The following is a 20,242-nucleotide window of genomic DNA, read 5'->3' as shown; positions in this document are numbered from 1 at the left end:
CCGCCGGGCCCTGACCCGGCGGCGGCCCTATACTCGGCGGTCATGCCGATCGTCGATCCCGTCCTGCTGCTGTTGACCACCTGCCCGGACCGGGCCAGTGCCGAGCGCATTGCGCACGCGCTGGTCGGCGAACGCCTGGCCGCGTGCGTGACCCGCCTTGATGGCGCGCAGTCCACCTACCGCTGGCAGGGCGAGGTGACCACCGATGCCGAGCTGCAGCTGCTGGTAAAGACCACCGCGAGCCGCATCGATGACGCAATCGCCCGGATCGTCGAACTGCATCCGTATGAACTCCCGGAGTGCATCGCGGTCGAAACCCGGGCCGGCCTGCCGGCGTATCTGGACTGGATCCGGGCACAGACCCGGGAGGACACTGATTGAAGACTCTGTTTGCGCGTGGCGCTGCCTTGTGCGCCCTGTTGTGGCTCTCGCTGCCCGCCTTGGCCCTGGATGAGAAGGACCTGCTGCCGGTGGACCAGGCGTTCGCGCTGACCGCCACGGCCCCCGAACGGGGCCAGGTGCAACTGCAGTTCAAGATCGCACCGGGCTACTACCTGTATCGCCACCGCACCAGCGTCAAGGCGGATCCGGCATTCAATGCCGGCACGCTGCAGATGCCCAAGGGTGACAGGCACCACGATGATTTCTTCGGCGAGGTCGAAACCTATCGCGAGCGCCTGCAGGCCACCCTGCCCGGCACGCCGACGGACGCCGCCGGCACCATCAGCCTGGAAGTCCGCTACCAGGGCTGCGCCGATGCCGGCGTCTGCTACCCGCCGCAGAAGCGCGTGGTGCAGGTCACCCTGCCGGGTGCCGGTGCGGCGGCCGCGGTGCCTGCCGCGCGTACCGGTGCCGCCAGTCCGTTCAACAACCCGCTGGCCGGTGCCGGCAACAGCGGTGGCCTGCGCCTGCCGGGCGCGGCCAACAACAGCCAGGCGCTGCCGCTGCCGTCGGAACAGGCGTTCGGCTTCGATGCCATCGCCAGCGACGGCAACACCCTGCTGCTGCGCTTCAGCCCGGCACCCGGCTACTACCTGTACCGCGACCGCACTTCGCTGAAGCTGGAAGGCAGCGCCGGCGTGCTCGCCGACAAGCCGCGCTGGCCGGCCGCGCAGTCGCATCGCGACGAGCACTTCGGCGATGTCTCGGTGTACTTCAACCAGGTGGAAGTGCCGCTGCCGCTGCGCCGCACTGTTACTGATGCGGTCGACAGCACCCTGGTGGTGACCTTCCAGGGCTGCCAGACCGATGGTATCTGCTACCCGCCGATGACCCGTCGGGTGAAGCTGTCGATTCCGGCCGGCAAGCTCACCGCCGGCACCGGCCAGGCGCCAGTGCGCGAGGAAGCCGTCAATGCGCTGGGCGCTGCCGGTGCGCCGCGTGAATCCGCCAATGGCGTACCGCTGCGCCTGCTGCCGACCGTACCCAACGACGGCAACGCCACTCCCGCCGCCACGGGCGGCCAGGGCGCAGGCAACGCGTTCGCCACCGACGCGCGTGGTGACAATGCGCTTCGCACGCGTCCGCCGGCGACCACCCCGAACCCGGACCGTTCGTTCGTCTGGGTGCTGCTGCTGGCGCTGGCCGGTGGACTGGTGCTGAACCTGATGCCCTGCGTGCTGCCGATCCTATCGCTGAAGGTGCTGAGCCTGGCACAGAGCGGCGAAAGCCCCGAGCGCGCGCGCAGCCACGCGCTCTGGTACACGTTGGGCGTGCTGGTCGCGTTCGCCGTGATCGGCGCATTGATGGTCAGCCTGCGCGCGATCGGCAACGCCGTCGGCATCGGCTTCCAGTTGCAGCACCCGGGCGTGGTGGCGGCACTGGCCTACATCATGTTCGCGGTGGGCCTGAGCCTGTCCGGCGTGTTCACCCTCGGCGGCGGCATCGGCAACCTTGGCCAGTCGCTGGCCAGCCGCAGCGGCCCGGCCGGTGACTTCTTCACCGGTGCGCTGGCCTGCGTGGTCGGCAGTGCCTGCGTCGGCCCGTTCATGGGCGGTGCGATCGCCTACGCCTTCATTGCCCCGCCGCTGAAGGCGATGACCGTGTTCCTGTTCCTCGGCCTGGGCCTGGCGCTGCCGTTCCTGCTGATCGGCTTCGTGCCAGCGCTGGCACGCCGCCTGCCCAAGCCCGGCCCGTGGATGGAAACGCTCAAGCACGTGCTGGCCTTCCCGATGTACGCCACTGCGCTGTGGCTGCTGTGGGTGCTGGGCAAGCAGCGCGGCGTGGACGGCATGGCGCTGGTGCTGGGTGGCCTGCTGCTGTTCGCGTTCGGCCTGTGGCTGTTTGAACGCAACCGCTGGACCGGCTCGCGTGCGGGGACGCTGCTCGGCGTGCTGCTGGCGATCGGTGCACTGGTTCCGGCCTGGGGCGTGACCCAGCTGGCAGCGCCGGCGAGGGCCGCACAGGCCGCCAGCGACAACGTGGTCGAGTATTCGCCGCAGCTGCTGGACCGCCTGCGCGCCGACAACCGCGTGGTGTTCGTCAACATGACCGCCGACTGGTGCGTGAGCTGCAAGGCCAACGAACGTGCGGTGCTGTCACGGCCGGAGTTCAAGGAACTGCTCAAGCGCACCAATGCGGTGTACATGCGCGGTGACTACACCAACGTCGACCCGCAGATCACCACGTTCCTGGAAGAGCACAAGGCGGTGGGCGTACCGCTGTACGTGGTGTACGGCCCCGGCGCGCCGCCGACCGTGCTGCCGACCCTGCTGACCCAGGCGGTGGTCGAGGAAGCGCTGCTGCGCACCGCACGATGAAGTGGCAACGGCCAGCGCTGCTGTGGACAGCGGTGCTGGCCGCCGGCCTCGGCCTGTGGGCCGGGCACCGCCTGGCCCCCGGCCCATCATCACCTGCCGCGCCAGCGACGGCTTCCAGGGCGACGGCCATGAAGCCCACGCTGCAGGTGGGCGATCAGTTGCCCGCGCTGACACTGCCGGACCTGGCGGGTCAGCCATTGGTCCTGCGCGATCACTTCGCCGGCCGGCCGCTGCTGATCAACGTCTGGGCCAGCTGGTGTGCGCCCTGCGTGGAAGAGATGCCCGAACTGGCGCGCTTCGCCGATGCCCAGGGCGACAACGGTGTGCAGGTGCTGGGTCTGGCGCTGGACACCACGGACGACGTGCGCGGTTTCCTGCAGCAGGTGCCGGTGGACTACCCGATCGTGATCGAGACACCGGGCCCGCGCGATGCCAGCGTGCAGCTCGGCAACGCGCAAGGCCTGCTGCCCTACAGCGTGTTGTTCGATGCACAGGGACGGCTGGTGAAGGCGAAGCTGGGGCCGTTTGCCCACGGCGAGATCGACGGCTGGGCGAAGTGAGGGTGTTTTTTGCAGGGCTTGCAGCCCTGCACCCTGCTCAATGCAACGGCAACAGCCAAAGCCAAAGCGGGCATTCCGTGGGTTGGCGGGGCGGTGTCGGAGTGCGGGGACGCTGCAAGTACGTCCCTGTAAGCTTGGCAGCCGCATCCATGCGGCTGACACCCCGCACTCCGACACCGCCCCACCTCTGACAGATCTTCGCGGCTGTTGGTAGGTGTCGACCTTGGTCGACACATCTGTCAGATATCGATATTCAGAACGGAATCAGACCCCGTGCCGACCAACGGTCGGCACCCACCAAAGCAGAACGCCGTTCCGACAGATCGCAGGAAACTGTCGAAGGCGGGGTGGGTCCGGTTGAGGGGGTGTCCGCGGCATGGATGCCGTGACCAAGGCTACAGGGACGTACTTGCGCCGTCCCCCGCAACCGGACCCACCCCGCCTCCTCACAGGAAACCCGCTGTTGCTTCGGCTGTTGCTTCTGAGGTTGCCGGCCAGCGGCCGGCACTACCGCGGGTGCCGGGTGCCGCCCGGCCGGTACCTCCAGCTTGACCGCAGCCAACGCGCCACGGAGAATTCCGCGACTAATTCTCATTTGCTGTTGCGCAGGATGCGGGCGGCAGCCTCCCGGGCCCCTCTCCTTCGATGTTCAAGAACGTCCTGTTCCAACTGCATTGGCTGCTGGGCATTACCGCCGGTGCCGTCCTGGCCGTGATGGGCCTCAGCGGCGCCGTGCTGTCCTTCGAGGACGAGCTGCTGCGCGCCGCCAATCCCGGCTTTGCCGAGATCGCCGAGCACCATGCCGACGGACAGCATCCCCTTGCACTCAGTGAACTGGTGCCGCTGCTGCAGGCCGGCAGCGAACGCCCCCTGCAACGCCTGCGTATCGATGCCACCGGACAGCGGCCGTCGGTCGCGCGCTTTGCCGGCGGCAAGGACCACTGGGTGTACTTCGACCCGTACAGCGGTGAGCGCTTCAGCGCCCTGCGCGGCCAGGCGTTCTTCGACTTCGTCGAGGACCTGCATCGCCACCTTGCCGCGGGCGAACGCGGCAAGTGGATCACCGGCAGCTGTGCCATCGCCCTGCTGTTCTTCACCCTGTCCGGACTCTACCTGCGCTGGCCACGACGCTGGTGGCACTGGCGCAGCTGGCTGGCAGTGGAGTGGAAACGCAGCGGGCGCGGCTTCCTGTGGAGCCTGCACTCGGTCGTCGGCACCTGGGTGCTGCTGATCTACCTGATGAGTGCGCTGACCGGCCTGTGGTGGTCGTTCGACGGGTATCGCAGCGCGGCCAGCACGCTGCTGGGCGTCCCACCGGCGGCCAAGCACCAGGTTGCCACCGATGCATCGCTGGACCTGCACCGCATTGAAGCCACGCTGTACGCGGTGCCGGGCGTGCGCGCCGGCTTCATTGACCTGCGCCTGCCGGAGAAGCCCGGGCAGGCGCTGAACGTGCGGGTGATGGCCGGTGATCCGTCGCAGCGCGGCGGCCACCACGATCGTGCGCATGACCTGCTGCAGCTCGATCCGGCCAGCGGTGCGGTTCTCGATGCCCGCCCGTACGCACGCCAGGGCGCGGGCGGACAGCTGGCCACCAGCGTGTTCGCGCTGCATTCGGGCAGCTACTTCGGTGTACCCGGACGCGTGGTGGTGATGCTCAGCAGCCTGGGCATGAGCCTGTTCTTCATCACCGGCTGGATGCTGTACCTGGACCGCCGCCGCAGCCAGCGTGCCGCGCGCGGGCTGCGCCAGGCGCTACCGATGCCGGCCAGCGACGCCGGCAACGCAGCGTGGCTGGTGGTGCATGCCAGCCAGAGCGGACTGGGCGAACAGCTGGCGTGGCGCGCGGCGGCCCAGCTGCAGGCGGCCGGCCATGCGGTGCAGGTGCTGCCGCTGGCGCGCATCGATGCCGCGCTCCTGCTGCGTGCATCGAGCGCGCTGTTCGTGCTGAGCACCTTCGGCGACGGCGAGCCGCCCGACGCCGCACGGCGCGCAGCGCGGCAGTTGCTTGCACAAGCGCTGGACCTTTCGGGCCTGCAGTTCGGCCTGCTCGCGCTGGGTGACCGCCAGTACCCGCACTACTGCGGCTTCGGCCGCCGGGTCGATGGCTGGTTGATCGGAAACGGCGCGCGTGCACTGTTCGAGCGCGTCGACGTCGATGCCGCCTCGGTCCCCGCGCTGCGCCGGTGGCAGCAGGAGCTGGGTGCGCTCACCGGCATCGTCACCGATGACAGCGTGCTGCCTGCGGCTACGCAGATGCATGAGTGGCGCCTGCTCGGCCGTGACCGCCTCAACCCTGGCAGCGTCGGCGGAGCGATCTGGCGTATCCGTCTTGCCGCACCGGCCGACGTGCAGTGGCAGGCCGGTGACATCCTGCACATCGCGCCCCGCCACAATGCGCAGCATGCCGGTGCCGTGTTGAAGGCGCATGGGCTGGATCCGCTGCAGCCCCTGCTGGTCGATGGCCATCCGCGCACGCTGCTGGCGCTGGCCAGCGAACGCGAGCTGCCGGAGGCCGATGCCGCGCTGGCAGTGCAGGATGCCTGCCTGTGGCTGGCCGGGCTGCCGCTGCTGCCCAGCCGCGAGTATTCGATCGCCTCCTGCACGGATGATGGCGTGGTGGAGCTGGTGGTGCGGCTGGTGCATGACGCCTCCGGTCGAGCCGGGCTGGGCTCGGGCTGGCTGTCGTTGCATGCGCCGATCGGTGCCGGCATCGTCGCCCGCGTGCATCGCAACCCCGGTTTCCATCGTGTCATTGGCGCGCCGATGGTGCTGATCGGCAACGGCACCGGCATCGCCGGCCTGCGCAGCCTGTTGCGCGAAGCCGCCCGTGCAGGCGAACACGGGCACTGGCTGTTGTTCGGCGAGCGCCAGCGTGCACTCGATTTCCTGTTCGCCGACGAGATCGAAGCGTGGCAGGCCGATGGCCATCTCGCGCGGGTGGACCTGGCGTTCTCGCGCGATGGCGACGGCGGTTATGTGCAGGATCGCCTGCAGGCGGCCACCGGAACGCTGCGCGACTGGATGCGGCGCGGTGCGGTGATCCATGTCTGTGGGTCGTTGCAGGGCATGGCCGAAGGCGTGGATCAGGTGCTGCGAACGGCGCTGGGCGATGAAGCGGTGGAAATGCTGCTGGAAAACGGGCGCTACCGCCGCGACGTGTATTGATTCCTGCCGCCGAACGCTGGTGTGAGCCGAGCATGGGCTCGGCTCTACAGTGTTCCTGCAGCCGATGTAGCGCCGAGCCTACGCTCGGCTGACTAGGCCGCGGCGGCGCGCGCCTGCGGCATCGACTGCAACCGGAACGCGCCCACCGCGTCGGCCAGGGCACGCACCTGGACCTGCATCTGCGCCGTGGAGGCACCGGCCTCTTCCACCAGGCTGGCGTTGCGTTGGGTACTGGCTTCCATCTGCACGATGGTCTGGTTCACCTGTGCGATGCCGGCATGCTGGTCCTGCGACGCACTGCGGATACCCGCCAGCAGCTCGGCCAGCTGCTGCACGCTGCCGACGATCTCGCCCATCGTGGTGCCGGCCTGTTCGGCCTGCTGGTTGCCCTCTCCCACACGCGCCACCGAATCCTCGATCAGGCCCTTGATCTGCTTGGCCGCCTCTGCGCTGCGTTGTGCAAGCAGGCGCACTTCCGCGGCTACCACGGCGAAACTGCGGCCCTGCTCACCGGCACGCGCCGCTTCCACCGCCGCATTCAGCGCCAGGATGTTGGTCTGGAAGGCGATGCCGTCGATCAGCTGGGTAATGTCGCCGATCCGCCGCGATGCCTCGCTGATGCCCTGCATGGTCGCCACCACCTGGCCGACAGCCTCGCCGCCGCGCTGCGCCACCGCAGCCGCACCCTTGACCAGCGCGTCGGCACGGCCTGCGGCATCAGCATTGCGACCGACCGTATCGGTCAGTTCGTGCATGGAAGCGGCGGTCTCTTCCAGGTTGGCGGCCTGCTGCTCGGTGCGCTGAGACAGATCATGATGGCCGGCAACGATCTCGCCAACGCCGGTATCGAGACTGGAGGTGGCGTGCTGGATGCGGGTGACGATGCGGCCCAGCTGCGCGACCGTCGCGTTGGCATCATCGCGCATGCGCGCGAACACGCCCTGCAGCTCACCCTCCATGCGCACGCTGAGGTCACCACGGGCCAGCGCAGCCAGCAATGCCTGCAGGTCGCCGAGGTTGGTTTCAAACGTCGCCAGCAGGCGGTTGATGCTGGTCGACAACGTGCGCACGAAGCCCTGCTTGCCCTCCAGCGCGATGCGACCGTGCAGGTCGCCGTGTGCTGCAGCATCGACCAGGGCAGCGACCTCGGTTTCCAGCAGGGTCTCCAGCGCACGACTGCGCCATTCCACCGCTACGCCGAGGAATTGCCCTTCATCGATGACGGGGTTGGCAATCAGCTGGTAACGCGTGCCGGCATGGCCGATCTCGCGCTCTTCGCGCTGGCGCACGCCGGCCAGGCTGGCCAACGCCGGATGCAGGCGTACCGCGTCGCTGCCCACCAGCGCTTCGTTCCGCAGGTCAAGCAGCTGCAGCAATGCCGGGTTGGCGTAGGCGACCTGCCCTTCCGCATCGATCACCATCAAACCGGTCTGTGCACTGTCCAATGCCTGGCGCACCCGGGTGTTGCCGCGCGCCACGGCACGCTCGGTCTCGATACGCGCGCGCAGGCGCTGCTGCATGTCGACCAGGCGCTGCGCCAGCTGGCCGATCTCGTCGTTGGCGTTGTAGACGCGCAGGGTGGTGTCCAAGCGGTCGTCAGCGATGTCGCTGGCGAAGCGCAGGGTGTCCTGGATCGGCTGGCGCACCGCACGCAGCACCAGGACCAGGCTGGTGATCAGCACGCCGGCCACCAGCAGCAGGGTCAGTGCGAACAGCACGCTCATGGTGCGCGCGCCGGCCTGCTGGCGTGCCTGCGCCCCGGCCAGCGCCGCCACCTGTGCCTGCTGGAATGCGGCCAGCGCAGGCGCTACGCCCGCGGCGGTATCCAGCAGCGACTGCGCTTCCACATCCAGGCCGACGCGGGCCGCGGTATACCCCAGCAATGCGGCCTGATACGCATCCATCCCGGTGCGCAGGGTGACCTGCGCATCCGCGGGCAGGCCCGCCAGCGCGAGATCGAACGGCAGCTTTTCTTCGCTGGCGCGGTCGGCGTGGGTGGAATCACCGTCGAGCAGCAGCAGGGCCTCCTGCCGCCGCATCTTCTGCAGGGACAACGCCAGCGCATCCCGCTGCTGCGCATCCACCTGCCCCTGCAGCGTGTCTGCAGCCTGTTGCAGCTGCGCGGCGAGGCCGGCCTCACCACGGCCCATCTCGTCGACCCGTTCGAACAGGGCGGCAACACCCTGCGAGAACGCGTCTGCAGCTTCGGTCAGCGCCTGCAGGGCCTTGCGCCGGCCGGCATCCATCGGCATCGTGCGCAGGGCCTGCAGATCGTCCTGCAGCGCCTTTTGCGTGGCCAGCAGCTGCGCGCGGTCGGCATCATCGAAACTGCGTGCATACTGGATCTGCAGGCGGCGCGCTTCGGCCACCCGCGTGGCCAGGCGCGCGGCCAGATCACTGCCGCGCTGGTAGCTGGCCTGGCTGCGCGCAGCCTGCGTGCTGGCATGCCCGGTCCAGGCATAGGCGGCGGCAATTGCGACCAGTCCCAGGCCACAGACCCACAAGGTCGCCTTGAGCTTGTTGGCTACGCTCAGCCGATGCGGTTGCAGCCACAGCAGCAGGCCGGAAGACGCCGGGCGCAGCGCCGCAAGCCGCGTGCGCAGGGACCGGAGGTGGGGGACAACGGCCGACATGACAGACTCCAGGCAGAAGGACGCACCTGTATCGGCCGGATTCAAGGCAACTTTAGAACTTTCGTCGTCCTGGCCCAGCGGTGACGGGCGGACGCGGCCTTTGTACCGGGTGCAGGCGACGCTGGCGTGACACGACCAGCGCCCTTGACCTCAACCCCGGTTGGGGGAGCACAGTGGACCTCCCCTCCCGCCCGGTGCCGCCATGACGACGCTCGATGTCCCCCGCTACCTGCAGCGCCTGCAGCTGGATGCCCCGCCACCGCTGACGCTGGCCGGGCTGACCCTGCTGCAGCAGCGTCACAACGCAGTGCTGCCGTTCGAGACCCTCAGCTGCCTGCTGCGCGATGCGGTACCGATCGACCTGGACAGCGTGCAGCGCAAGCTGCTCGACGACCGTCGTGGCGGCTACTGCTTCGAACTCAACGGCGGCCTGCTGGCGCTGCTGCAGGCGCTGGGCTTCGATGCACAGCCATTGAGCGCGCGCGTGCTGCTGGCTGCCCAGGACGGCGAACTGACCGCACGGACCCACCTGCTGCTGCGCGTGCAGGTGGACGGCGATGACTGGCTGGTGGATGCCGGTTTCGGCAGCCTGACCCCGACCGTGCCGCTGCGGCTGCATGATCCGCAACCGCAAGCCACGCCGCACGAACGCTATCTGCTGCAGCGGCTGCCCGGCGAGGGGGATTTCGTGCTGTCCGCCGAATCCGCTGACGGCTGGCGGGCGATGTACCGTTTCGACCTGCACGTGCCGGCACCGATCGACAACGTGGTGGGCAACTGGTACGTGTGCACCCATCCCGACTCCAGCTTCCCTGGCCAGCTGCGCGCGTCGCTGACCGGGCCGGACTGGCGACGCACCATCGGCAGCGGCAACTACACCGAGTACCGCCCCGGCCAGGCACCGGACAAGCGTCCGCTGCAGGATGTTGCCGACGTGCGCGACGTGCTGCAGCAAGGCTTCGGCATGCAGCTGCCGGACGACCTGCGGCTCGATCCGGCGATCAACGACTGGCTGCAGCGCTCACGCGCCGCGACCTTGTAGAGCCGAGCCCATGCTCGGCTGAGCTTGGGCGGCTGGGCCAACAGCAGCCGAGCGTGGGCTCGGCCACGCGCCAGTCGCCCGCGTCGACCGGTCCGAAGCGCAGCTCAGCTCCCGCTCGCAGTGCACGCTCCAGGCTCACCTCCAAGTCCATGCCCACACCTGCGGCCTCGTCGGCAAACGGAAGGTAGGCCATCCTGCAGTCGTGCAGCATGACGCCCCTTGCAGGGCAGTGCTGGCATGCTGGGTGCCCCTTTCCTCGCGGAGTCCTGCATGTCCCTGGCCGATCACCAAAGTGCGCTGGCACCGCAGGGTTTCCTGCGCGTGGCGATCAACCTGGGCAACCCGGTGCTGGCGCAGGGCGATGCGCACTCACCGCGCGGACCGTCGGTGGAGCTGGCCACGACATTGGCGCAGCGCCTGGGTGTGCAGGCACGCTTCACCTGTCACGATGCCGCAGCCTCGGTGGTCGCTGCGGCAGGCGAAGACAGCTGGGATCTGGCCTTCCTGGCCATCGATCCGGCACGCGCCGACCGCATCGCCTTCAGTGCTCCGTACGTGGAGATCGAAGGCACCTATCTGGTGCGCGAGGACAGTCCCGCGCAGCAGGTGACCGACCTCGACCGCGAGGGGCTGCGCATCGCGGTGGGCCGCGGTGCAGCCTACGACCTGTTTCTCAGCCGCGAACTGCGCCACGCCACGATCGAACGGGCCGAGACGTCGGCGGCTGCGATCACCCTGTTCGATCTGCAGCGCCTGGATGCCGCCGCCGGCGTGCGCCAGCCGCTGCAAGCATGGGCGCGGGCGCATCCCGGCCACCGCGTGCTGGCCGACCGTTTCACCGCGATCCAGCAGGCGGTGGCGGCGCCGGCATCGCGCCCCGCCGACGCGCTGCAGGCGCTGTTCAAGGAAGTGCAGGCGATCAAGGCCGGCTCGCTGCTGGAAGAGGCATTCGCGCGTGGCGGGCAGGCGGTCACGCTGGTGCGATGAGTGTAGCGTCCGCCATGTGCCGCACGTGTTCGGCAGCCTGCGCGTGCAGCCAGTCGCGGAAGGCAAGAAAGCCGCGGTGGCGGGCCGAACGCTGCGGGTAGACCAGCCAATGCGGCCAGGCGGTTTTCAGGCGCAGGTTGGACAGCGCAACCAGTTGGCCGGAATCCAGCAACAAACGCGCCCGCGTCACCCGCCCCAGCGCCACGCCCACCCCGTCCAGCGCCGCACGGTGGTGTGCCTCCGAATCATCCAGCACCGCTACGAAGCGCGACGGCGGGGTCTGCCCGCTCAACGCGAACCAGGCCCCCCACGCACCATCGGGGTCCCCCAGCAGTGGCCACTGGTTCAGTGGCACCCGGTCGATCCCTGCCATGCGTTCGATCAGCGCCGGGCTCGCCATCGGCAGCAGCCACTCGTCGAACAGCGGCTCAACCACCAGGCCCGGCCACTGCCCGCTACCCAGCCGCAGCGCGGCGTCGAACTGGCGCTGCCGCTCGAAATCAATCAGGCGCTCACTCGACTGCAGGTTGATCTCGATCTGTGGGTGCTCAGCCACGAAGTGACCCAAGCGCGGCACCAGCCACGCCGACGCCATCGACGGCACCGCACTGATCGTCAGCACGTGCTCGGCGCGGGCCGCATAGGGCTGGAAAGCTTCGTTGATCGCATCCAGATGCGGGCCGACCTGGTCGAGCAGGCGCTGCCCCTCCAGGGTGAGGGCGACGCCACGCGGTTGGCGGACCAGCAGTGGCTGCCCGAGCCGCTCTTCCAGCTGGCGCATCTGATGGCTGAGCGCACTGACGGTCAGATTCATCGACGCCGCTGCCCGTGACAGGTTGCCCAGCCGCGCGGCGGCCACGAATCCCTGCAGGGCATGAAGGGGCGGACGGGACATCAGGCTTGAATTCCTCTCAAGGCATGCTTGCGGAAATGTCTCTTTTTGCGCTTCCATGCTGCCCGTATCGTGCAATCCACTCAAGTGGAGGCACGCTCATGAACATCTTCGGCAGCCTGTTGTTCCTGCACGGCCATGTGGCCAACGCCGAGCTGGCACGCCAGCTGGCCAGCCCGTCCACCGCCTCCCCTGCGTGCGCGGCGCAACCGGCCGCGCCGGTTCAGCAGCCGAGGACCCGTTGAACGCGGCTCAACCTGTGTACCAGCGTTGGACGTATTCAGGCAGCCAGGGCATTGGATCGATATCCAGTGCCCGGCAACCGTCGAGCGTGTCACGCAGCACGCCCTCACCGGGGCCACCGGGAATCCGCAGGCCTTCTTCTTCCGGAAGCTGCACCACAGCCCAGTCGTGCAGCCGGTCCATGCGCAGGCGCAGCGCCGCCTGCAGCCATGCCTTCAGCGGGTAACAGCGATAGCCTTGTTCACCCAACGCAGCAATTGCCAGCGACAAGGCCTGGTTGGCACCACGTACCCATTCAGTACGACCCCCAGCCTTGTGCTGGATCGTCATCGGTGCCGGTGCGCGGTGCGCCTTGAACGGCGAACGCAGCTGCAGCTCCAGATCACGTGCATCGCGCTCGCCCTCCGCTTCCACCAGCGCACCGGCATCGAGGTCGAAGAACTCGAACCATCGCCGATGCAATGCGCTGATGCGTCCGAGCGGATCACGTGAAAAGCCGATCTTCGCGTAGTCCTCCCACGCACACGGGAAGACGTAGGTGAAGACACGACCGTCGATGCGGATATCCGATTGCATGTGCGCAGGCTGCCTCGACCCCAGCCCGGGCGCAACCGGGCGTTGCCGTGGACGCTGCAGCGCTCCGGCAGTGCGGCTTCGTGCAGCCGGCACGAACTATTCTTGCTGACCGTCGCTGCCATCTCCGCCCGCCATGCCGTCTGCTGCGCCCGCCCCCCTACCGATTTCGTCCATCACCCTGGAAGCGGCGACCTCCGCGGTGATCCACCAGCACAACGCTGAAACCGCGCGGCAACCGGCATCGCTGACCAAGCTGATGACCGCCTACGCCGCCTATGCGTGCGTCGAAGAGAACGGACGCTCGTGGGACGACCCGGTCACCATCGCCGCCGACGATGTGCATGCCGTGGCCGATGATGAAACGCGCATGGGCCTGGTGCCCGGCGAGACAATCACTCTGGCACGCCTGCTGGAAGGGTTGATGGTGGTTTCCGGCAATGACGCTGCATTGGCGATCGCGCGTCACCTGGACGGATCGCAGGCCGCATTCCTGGAACGCATGAACCGGCACGCACGCCAGCTCGGGCTGCGCAGCACCTGGTTTGCCAGCGTGTCCGGCATCACCACACCGCACCATGTCTCCAGCGCGCGCGACATGGCGGTGCTGGCCGCCCGCCTGTTGAACGACCATCCGCAGATCCTGGCGATCACCGCGCAGCGCGCGTTCGCCCATGGCAGCTTCAACCGCAGCAACCAGAACGCCCTGCTCGGCGAAGACGGCGTGGACGGCTTGAAGACCGGCTACACCCAGGCCGCAGGCTTCTGCCTGGCCGCCACCGCGTGCCGGCCAGTATCCGGGCGGGACCAGCCGGTACGGCTGATCACCGTGGTGCTGGGCTCTGCAAGCCGCGACGCGCGCGACGCACTGGTGCGCGACCAGCTGGCCGCGGGATTCGCCGCCCTGGCCGGCGGCTGACCGCTCGTGCGGCTCAGCGCCGCTTGACCGTCGCCACGATCAGCCGCTGCAGCTCGGCCACGGCACCGGCCTTGTCCAGCGCGCCGGCAGCCACACCCTCTGAAAGGGCTTCAGCCGCACCGAGGATGGCCCAGCGCCCCGCCAGCGACACCGTGCCGTCGGCGGCGAACGGGCCCAGCCAGACCTGGCAGTTGTCGATGAAATCCTGCTGGTAGCGCCGCCGCACCTCATGCAGTTCCGGCGCCCCCACCAGCGCGGCGAGGATGCCTTGCACTTCACTGCCCTGGCTGAGGACGCAGTCGATGTAGCCGGAGGCGATGGCCGCCGCCCGATCGACCAGCTGCGCCCGGGCGCGACCGATGCGCTCGTGGAAGACCACGGTCTGGCGTCCGTCATAGTCATCGTAGAGCGCCGCCAGCAAGCCATTGCGGGTCACGAAGTGATCGTAGGCCACAGGCTTGGTCACGCCCGCCGCTTCGGCCAGCCGCCCCAGCGTCAACGCTCCGGTACCTTCTTCGCGGACCAGTGCCCAGGCCACATCCAGCAACTGGCGGGTGCGTTGCTCCCGGGTCATTCGGCGGCGCGTGGGGGTGGCGTTGGCGGGCATCGGCGGAGCACGGCGATCAGCGCATTGGAACACCAATTTTACGGCCGATCGCCAGCGCGGTCTGTAGATGCGCTTCAGCGGCACCGGTATCGGCGTCCAGCAGCAGGTGGGACGACAGCACGCGTGCGCCGCAATAGTCGAAGATGCCCATGTCGATCTGCGTCCTCATTGCCGCGTCGTAGCCACGACGTTCGACCATGGCTGCGTCGGCGCCGCCCAAGCCGACCAGATGCACATTCAGGCGCTGCAGCTTCTTCACCAGCCTGCCCTGCGCATCCTGTGCGTAGGCCCAATCGTTGGTGAACACACGGTCGATCCAGCCTTTCAGCAGCGCCGGGAACGACCACCAGTACAACGGGAACACCAGCACCAGCGTATCGGTGGCATCCAGCCGCGCGTGCTCGGCAGCGACATCGGCCGGTACCGCGCCGGTGCTGCGGAACAACGCCTGGTCCTGCGGGTTGAAGCGCGGATCGAAGCCTTCGGCCATCAGGTCGGCATAGGCCACGGTGTTGCCGGTGTCGGCCGCGGCAATGGCATCACCGATGCGACGCGCCATCGCGTGGGTCAGCGAAACGGGCTCAGGGTGGGCGATGACAATGAGGCTGTGCATGGGGATCTCCAGGAATCGATACCTACCAATGGTAAGTAGCGATTCCTGGGAAACCAGCGCCACCGGTGGGACGCTGTTTTCGCGTCCAACGTATAGTGCAACGATGCCCTGTGGGACATCCGGACATGGATCGACGCCTGCCCCTGACGATACTGACGCTGCTGCTGTCGCTGTTGCTGCCATCCGCCTTCGCGGGTGAACTCAGTCCCAGTGACGCGAAGGCCCTGCGCGAAGATGTGCGCGCCCTGATGACTGCCTACGCCCGCGGCGACGCGGACTTCCTCATCGAGCGCACGCATCCCAGCCTCAAGCGGCTGGCCGGCGGCGATGAGGCCTTCCAGGCGATCACCCGCGATGCGTTGAAGAAGCAGCACAGCGGCGGCGTGGTGGTCATCAGCGAAGACGTCGGTGTGCCGACCCGGACCTATGCGGCCGGGGAGGAAGAAGTCTGCTTCGTGCCACGCCAATCCCTGGTACGGGTGCGTGAAACCCCGATGCGCAGCACCACGTTCATGGTGGCCGTGCGCCGCATTGGCGGTTCCGGGTGGACGTATCTGGACGGCACGGGGCTGCAGGACAATCCGCGCCTGCTTCGCCAACTGCTGCCAGCGCTGGAACCCGGCGTGATCCTGCCCAAGCGGGAGATCGAGGCGTTGTAGTCGCCGGCCCTTCCCGTCATGCAGGGCGCGGGGCTACTGGAACAACGCGTTCAAGGCAGCCCCGGACGCCGCCTGCTGCAGGCCATTAAAGCGTCCGTCCTGCACGATCGGCTGGGTCGCCTGCATCAGCCCAGCCCACGCGGCACGCGCCAGCGCACCGCCCAGGCTGACCCGGCGAACGCCAAGTGCGGCGATGTCCTGCAGGCTCAGTGCTGTGGGGCCAGCGACCAGCAGGTTCACCGGCTTGGAGCCCGCGGCGGCGACCACCGCACTGATCTGCTCGCGCGTACTGATGCCCGGTGCATACAGCACATCGGCACCGGCCTCGGCGTAGGCACGCAGGCGCCGCAGGGTGTCCTGCAGATCCGGTACGCCCACGAAGAAGTTCTCCGCTCGCCCGACCAGCAGCACGTCGCCGCCCGCGCGGTCGATGGCCGCACGCGCCGCTCGCAATCGCTCGACCGCCTGCTCGATGGGCCTCAGTGGTGCATCGGCCAGGCCGCTGGCGTCCTCGATCGACAACGCCGCGATGCCGGTAGCGAGCGCCGCGGCTACCGCCTCCTCCACCGCCTGTGGCGTAGCGCCGAAACCATCACCGAAGTCGGCATTCAACGGCAACGGGGTCGCCGCCGCCATCAGTCGCAGGTGCTCCAGCGTGGCCTGCAGCGATACCGCGCCGTCCGGCCGCCCCTCACTCCAGGCGCAGCCGGCACTGGTCGTGGCCAGGGCCTGGAAGCCCTGCCGTTGCAGATAGCGCGCACTGCCCACGTCCCACGGATTGGGCAGCACGAAGCATCCTGCTGCATGCAACTGGCGGAAGCTGGCGCGCTTGCGCAGGGTGTCGGCATCAGGCGAGGCCATGGCGGGCTCCGGGGCAGTAGACCTGCACCCTAGCCCGCCGTTCGGTCGCGCTCAAGGCGACGAAGGCAGCCGTGCATGAAGTGATGCCGGCTGCTTATTGGACGCCACCGGCAGCCCTGCCCGAGCGTGGACGCCTGCCCCCACAATGCCGCCACGGAGCCCCTCATGCACCCGGACCCGCATCCCCTCACCGACGCAGGCGACGATGACGCCCACTGGGCCGACCTGCTCTCGCCCGCCCGCCGGCGCCTGATCGCGTCGGCCGGCCTGGCCGCCGGCGGCCTGGCCAGCGCGTCCACCGCCACCGCCGCCGCGCGCGTCGGCAGCGCCGTGAACACCACCGAACCCGGGCGACCTGGCTTCCGCGCCATCGTTCCGCCAGCGCCCAAGGGCCGCAGCCCCTGGGGCCAGGCCACGGCCAGCGAACCGACCCCGCGCCCGGCCAGCGTGCGCCCCGGCGAGGCCACGTTGCCCACCGCCCCGCGCGCCTACACCGACATCAAGAGCTACCACGCCCATATCTATTTCGATGAGGACAGCTTCGAGAAGGCAGCCCTGCTGCGGCGCTGGGCCGCCGAGCGCTTCCCGGTGGAGCTGGGCAACTGGAACCTGGAGCCGCGCGGCCCGCACGTCACGCCCTCTTTCTACTTCGGCTTCACCAACGACCTGCTGCCGGTGCTGGTGCCGTGGCTGCAGCTCAACAGCCTGGGGCTGACCATCCTGATCCACCCCAATACCGGCGACGGTCGCGCCGATCACCTGTATTACGCCTTGTGGGTGAACCGCGCGCAGCCGGTGAACGCCTACAACTGGCCGGCGCCACAACCGGGGGAACAGGAGCCGTTGGAGGAGGTATTCCCGAACGTGGTGCCGACGGTGCCGCTGGAAACCTGAGCGGATGTCCGATTGGGGCGCTGGGGGGGGCAGCGCACCTTGGGCAGCCCCCTCGGTGGCTGCGTAGCTTGCTGCGCGCCGCACTTCCTTCATCCACGCATGGCGTGGATCTACCGCATCATGGGCCGTTGCGGCATCGCCCCTCGCCCGGCCCTGCCGTGATCGTCGGCCTATGTGCTCGCATCCACCGCCTGCACGACGTTCAGCGCGCCTTGATCCGGCGTCCGCCATACAGCCACAGGCCCTCCGGCACGTTTCAAACATACGATTGAAACGCTGCAAACTTCGCCGAACTGGACAGCATCCACCGGTTCCGCCAGACTGCCGCCCTTTCCCGTCTTCCGGATCCCATGGCGAAGCTGCTGGTCCTGCACGGCCCCAACCTCAACCTGCTCGGCACCCGCGAGCCGGAGGTGTACGGCCACACCACGCTGGCCGACATCAACCAGGCCCTGGCCGCGCAGGCATCGGCTGCCGGGCACGCCGTGGAGAGCCTGCAGTCCAACGCCGAGCATGTGCTGGTCGACCGCGTGCAGGCTGCGCGCAACGACGGAACCGCTTTCATCCTGATCAACCCCGCCGCCTTCACCCACACCTCGGTGGCCCTGCGCGATGCGCTGGCAGCGGTGGCGGTGCCGTTCATCGAGATCCACCTGTCCAACCCGCATACCCGCGAACCCTTCCGCCAGCACAGCTACTTCAGTGACAAGGCGGTGGGCGTGGTGTGCGGCTTCGGTGCCGACAGCTACCGCTACGCGATGGACGCGGCGCTGCTGCGCGTATCCGCCACCTGATTGTCGACCCGGGCGCCCACGGCGCTCTCCTCACCTAGATAGAAACCAAAGAGGCCCTCATGGATCTGCGCAAAATCAAGAAGCTGATCGACCTGCTGGAAGAGTCGAACCTGGCTGAAATCGAAATCAAGGAAGGCGAAGAGTCGGTGCGCCTGTCGCGCGCTCCGGTCGCTGGTTATGCCGCACCGGTCGCTGCTCCGGTGTACGCCGCCCCGGCGGCGCCGGCGGCGCAGGCCATGCCGATGCAGTCGCCGACCGAAGCGTCCACCGGCGGCACCGCCAAGCCGGGCCCGGCGCTGCCGGAAGGCCACGTGCTGCGCTCGCCGATGGTCGGCACCTTCTATGCCTCGTCCGCCCCGGACAAGCCGGCCTTCGTCACCGTGGGCCAGCAGGTCAAGGAAGGCGAAACCCTGGCCATCATCGAAGCGATGAAGATGTTCAACCCGATCGAAGCCGACACGTCCGGCACCATCGTCGCCATCCTCGGCGAGAACGGCCAGCCGGTGGAGTTCGACCAGCCGCTGTTCGTGATCGGCTGAGGGGCGCGCCATGCTCGACAAAGTCGTCATCGCCAACCGAGGGGAGATCGCGCTGCGCATCCTGCGCGCGTGCCACACCCTCGGCATCCGCACGGTGGCCGTGCACTCCACGGTCGACCGCAACCTCAAGCACGTGGCCATGGCCGACGAGTCGGTCTGCATCGGTCCGGCGCCGTCGCCGCAGAGCTACCTCAACATCCCGGCACTGATCGCCGCTGCTGAAGTCACCGACGCCCAGGCCATCCACCCGGGCTACGGCTTCCTGTCGGAGAACGCCGACTTCGCCGAGCGCGTGGAAGAGTCTGGCTTCATCTTCATCGGCCCCAAGGCTGACACCATCCGCATGATGGGTGACAAGGTCGAAGCCATCCGCGCGATGAAGGCCGCTGGCGTGCCGTGCGTGCCCGGCTCGGGCGGCCCGCTGGGCGACGACATCGTCGCCAACACCAAGATCGCCCGTGAGATCGGTTATCCGGTCATCATCAAGGCGGCCGGCGGCGGTGGTGGCCGTGGCATGCGCGTCGTGCACGCCGAAGCCTCGCTGAAGACCTCGATCGAAACCACCAAGAGCGAGGCCAAGGCCGCGTTCGGCAATGGCGAGGTCTACATGGAGAAGTTCCTGGAGAACCCGCGCCACGTGGAGATCCAGGTGCTGGCCGACGGCCAGGGCAACGCCATCCACCTCGGCGAACGCGACTGCTCGATGCAGCGCCGCCACCAGAAGGTGGTGGAAGAAGCACCGGCACCGGGCATCACCGCCGAACAGCGCGAGCAGATCGGCAAGGTGTGCGTGGAAGCCTGCATCCGCATCGGTTATCGCGGCGCCGGCACCTTCGAATTCCTGTACGAGGACGGCCGCTTCTACTTCATCGAAATGAACACCCGCATCCAGGTGGAGCATCCGGTCACCGAAATGGTCACCGGCATCGACCTGGTGGCCGAGCAGCTGAAGATCGCCGCTGGCCAGAAGCTGTCGATCAAGCAGAGCGACGTGGTACTGACCGGCCATGCCATCGAGTGCCGCATCAACGCCGAAGATGCTGAGACCTTCGTGCCGAGCCCGGGCACCATCACCGGCTTCCATCCGCCGGGCGGCCCCGGCGTGCGCGTGGATACCCACATCTACAGTGGCTATCGCGTGCCGTCCAACTACGACTCGATGATCGGCAAGCTGATCGTGCACGGCCCGGACCGCGAAACCGCCATCGCCCGCATGCGGGTGGCGCTGAGCGAGATGGTGGTCGATGGCATCAAGACCAACATCGCCCTGCAGCAGCGGATCATGCGCGACAAGGGCTTCCAGGCCGGTGGACAGAACATCCACTACCTGGAAAAGCGCCTTGCCGAACGCAAGAACAAGCCGATCGCGCTGACCTGATCGTCACCCGATGCTGGACATGGAAAGGGCGGGGATATTCCCGCCCTTTCCTGTTTTCCTTCCGGCAGCGCCGAGCCGTTCCCGGCTTGCGGGCGAGTGCAGCCGAGCATGGCTCGGCTCT

General features: G+C 68.3%; 19 protein-coding genes. 13 read left to right on the top strand and 6 right to left on the bottom strand.

Going from position 1 to position 20,242, the window contains the following annotated elements:
• The first annotated feature begins 42 nt into the window (after positions 1 to 42).
• From cutA to ACM0PB_RS04800, 4 genes are all read left to right on the top strand, one after another.
• Positions 43 to 381, top strand: a complete 339-nt coding sequence (gene cutA / locus ACM0PB_RS04815; RefSeq protein ID WP_065196842.1) for a divalent-cation tolerance protein CutA — start codon at positions 43 to 45, stop codon at positions 379 to 381.
• The gene (locus tag ACM0PB_RS04810) at positions 378 to 2,759 is read left to right on the top strand and encodes a protein-disulfide reductase DsbD domain-containing protein (RefSeq protein WP_414604574.1); all 2,382 of its coding nucleotides are present in this window, start codon (positions 378 to 380) and stop codon (positions 2,757 to 2,759) included. Before cutA ends, ACM0PB_RS04810 begins: the two co-directional genes overlap by 4 nt.
• Complete coding sequence (locus ACM0PB_RS04805) at positions 2,756 to 3,319, top strand: TlpA family protein disulfide reductase (protein ID WP_414604575.1); 564 nt, start codon at positions 2,756 to 2,758, stop codon at positions 3,317 to 3,319. The genes ACM0PB_RS04810 and ACM0PB_RS04805 overlap by 4 nt, the downstream gene beginning before the upstream one ends.
• A gap of 645 nt (positions 3,320 to 3,964) precedes the next feature.
• A complete protein-coding gene (locus ACM0PB_RS04800; protein WP_235649052.1) occupies positions 3,965 to 6,487 on the top strand; it encodes a PepSY domain-containing protein in 2,523 nt (840 codons plus the stop codon).
• A gap of 92 nt (positions 6,488 to 6,579) precedes the next feature.
• Here the strand turns inward: ACM0PB_RS04800 and ACM0PB_RS04795 are convergent, their stop codons facing one another.
• Entirely contained in the window at positions 6,580 to 9,120 is a 2,541-nt protein-coding gene (locus ACM0PB_RS04795) for a methyl-accepting chemotaxis protein (protein WP_065178819.1), read from the bottom strand.
• Positions 9,121 to 9,322: 202 nt separating this feature from the next.
• Between ACM0PB_RS04795 and ACM0PB_RS04790 the strand changes: the two genes are divergently transcribed.
• Entirely contained in the window at positions 9,323 to 10,162 is an 840-nt protein-coding gene (locus tag ACM0PB_RS04790; protein WP_414604731.1) for an arylamine N-acetyltransferase family protein, read from the top strand.
• A 270-nt stretch (positions 10,163 to 10,432) separates the two neighbouring features.
• A complete protein-coding gene (locus tag ACM0PB_RS04785) occupies positions 10,433 to 11,149 on the top strand; it encodes an ABC transporter substrate-binding protein (RefSeq protein ID WP_065178847.1) in 717 nt (238 codons plus the stop codon).
• On the opposite strand, the gene ACM0PB_RS04780 is transcribed toward ACM0PB_RS04785, so the two are convergent.
• Positions 11,133 to 12,044 (bottom strand): LysR substrate-binding domain-containing protein, encoded by a 912-nt coding sequence (locus tag ACM0PB_RS04780; protein ID WP_065178820.1) that lies wholly within the window; start codon positions 12,042 to 12,044, stop codon positions 11,133 to 11,135. The genes ACM0PB_RS04785 and ACM0PB_RS04780 overlap by 17 nt on opposite strands.
• A 98-nt stretch (positions 12,045 to 12,142) precedes the next feature.
• Here ACM0PB_RS04780 and ACM0PB_RS04775 point away from each other — a divergent pair, with 98 nt between their 5' ends.
• The gene (locus ACM0PB_RS04775) at positions 12,143 to 12,286 is read left to right on the top strand and encodes a hypothetical protein (RefSeq protein WP_162911598.1); all 144 of its coding nucleotides are present in this window, start codon (positions 12,143 to 12,145) and stop codon (positions 12,284 to 12,286) included.
• Between the two features lie 7 nt (positions 12,287 to 12,293).
• On the opposite strand, the gene ACM0PB_RS04770 is transcribed toward ACM0PB_RS04775, so the two are convergent.
• Complete coding sequence (locus tag ACM0PB_RS04770) at positions 12,294 to 12,860, bottom strand: GIY-YIG nuclease family protein (RefSeq protein WP_005419685.1); 567 nt, start codon at positions 12,858 to 12,860, stop codon at positions 12,294 to 12,296.
• A gap of 133 nt (positions 12,861 to 12,993) precedes the next feature.
• Here ACM0PB_RS04770 and ACM0PB_RS04765 point away from each other — a divergent pair, with 133 nt between their 5' ends.
• Positions 12,994 to 13,776 carry a D-alanyl-D-alanine carboxypeptidase family protein gene (locus ACM0PB_RS04765; protein WP_065178822.1) on the top strand — a complete coding sequence of 261 codons (783 nt, stop codon included), beginning with the start codon at positions 12,994 to 12,996 and terminating at the stop codon, positions 13,774 to 13,776.
• 13 nt (positions 13,777 to 13,789) lie between these two features.
• Here ACM0PB_RS04765 and ACM0PB_RS04760 read toward each other — a convergent pair whose 3' ends face one another.
• Together ACM0PB_RS04760 and ACM0PB_RS04755 are read right to left on the bottom strand one after the other, a co-directional pair.
• On the bottom strand, positions 13,790 to 14,383 hold the full coding sequence (locus ACM0PB_RS04760) for a TetR/AcrR family transcriptional regulator (RefSeq protein WP_065178823.1): 594 nt from the start codon (positions 14,381 to 14,383) through the stop codon (positions 13,790 to 13,792).
• A 16-nt stretch (positions 14,384 to 14,399) separates the two neighbouring features.
• Positions 14,400 to 14,996, bottom strand: a complete 597-nt coding sequence (locus ACM0PB_RS04755; RefSeq protein WP_065178824.1) for an NAD(P)H-dependent oxidoreductase — start codon at positions 14,994 to 14,996, stop codon at positions 14,400 to 14,402.
• Positions 14,997 to 15,121: 125 nt separating this feature from the next.
• On the opposite strand from ACM0PB_RS04755, the gene ACM0PB_RS04750 reads away from it, so the two are divergent.
• Entirely contained in the window at positions 15,122 to 15,655 is a 534-nt protein-coding gene (locus ACM0PB_RS04750; RefSeq protein ID WP_005419691.1) for a hypothetical protein, read from the top strand.
• 33 nt (positions 15,656 to 15,688) lie between these two features.
• Here the strand turns inward: ACM0PB_RS04750 and ACM0PB_RS04745 are convergent, their stop codons facing one another.
• Entirely contained in the window at positions 15,689 to 16,516 is an 828-nt protein-coding gene (locus tag ACM0PB_RS04745) for an isocitrate lyase/PEP mutase family protein (protein ID WP_065178825.1), read from the bottom strand.
• Positions 16,517 to 16,681: 165 nt separating this feature from the next.
• On the opposite strand from ACM0PB_RS04745, the gene ACM0PB_RS04740 reads away from it, so the two are divergent.
• The 4 genes from ACM0PB_RS04740 (at position 16,682) to accC (ending at position 20,121) form a co-directional block, all read left to right on the top strand.
• Positions 16,682 to 17,410 carry a DOPA 4,5-dioxygenase family protein gene (locus tag ACM0PB_RS04740; RefSeq protein WP_065186306.1) on the top strand — a complete coding sequence of 243 codons (729 nt, stop codon included), beginning with the start codon at positions 16,682 to 16,684 and terminating at the stop codon, positions 17,408 to 17,410.
• Between the two features lie 350 nt (positions 17,411 to 17,760).
• Positions 17,761 to 18,204, top strand: a complete 444-nt coding sequence (gene aroQ / locus ACM0PB_RS04735) for a type II 3-dehydroquinate dehydratase (protein ID WP_414604732.1) — start codon at positions 17,761 to 17,763, stop codon at positions 18,202 to 18,204.
• Positions 18,205 to 18,263: 59 nt separating this feature from the next.
• On the top strand, positions 18,264 to 18,743 hold the full coding sequence (accB, locus tag ACM0PB_RS04730; RefSeq protein WP_019660824.1) for an acetyl-CoA carboxylase biotin carboxyl carrier protein: 480 nt from the start codon (positions 18,264 to 18,266) through the stop codon (positions 18,741 to 18,743).
• A 10-nt stretch (positions 18,744 to 18,753) separates the two neighbouring features.
• Entirely contained in the window at positions 18,754 to 20,121 is a 1,368-nt protein-coding gene (gene accC / locus ACM0PB_RS04725; RefSeq protein WP_065178826.1) for an acetyl-CoA carboxylase biotin carboxylase subunit, read from the top strand.
• Positions 20,122 to 20,242 lie beyond the last annotated feature (121 nt).

Origin of the sequence: Stenotrophomonas sp. AR029, assembly GCF_047520695.2 — a bacterium.
In the GTDB taxonomy this organism is placed as follows: domain Bacteria; phylum Pseudomonadota; class Gammaproteobacteria; order Xanthomonadales; family Xanthomonadaceae; genus Stenotrophomonas; species Stenotrophomonas sepilia.
This window is presented reverse-complemented; position numbering and strand designations above follow the sequence as displayed.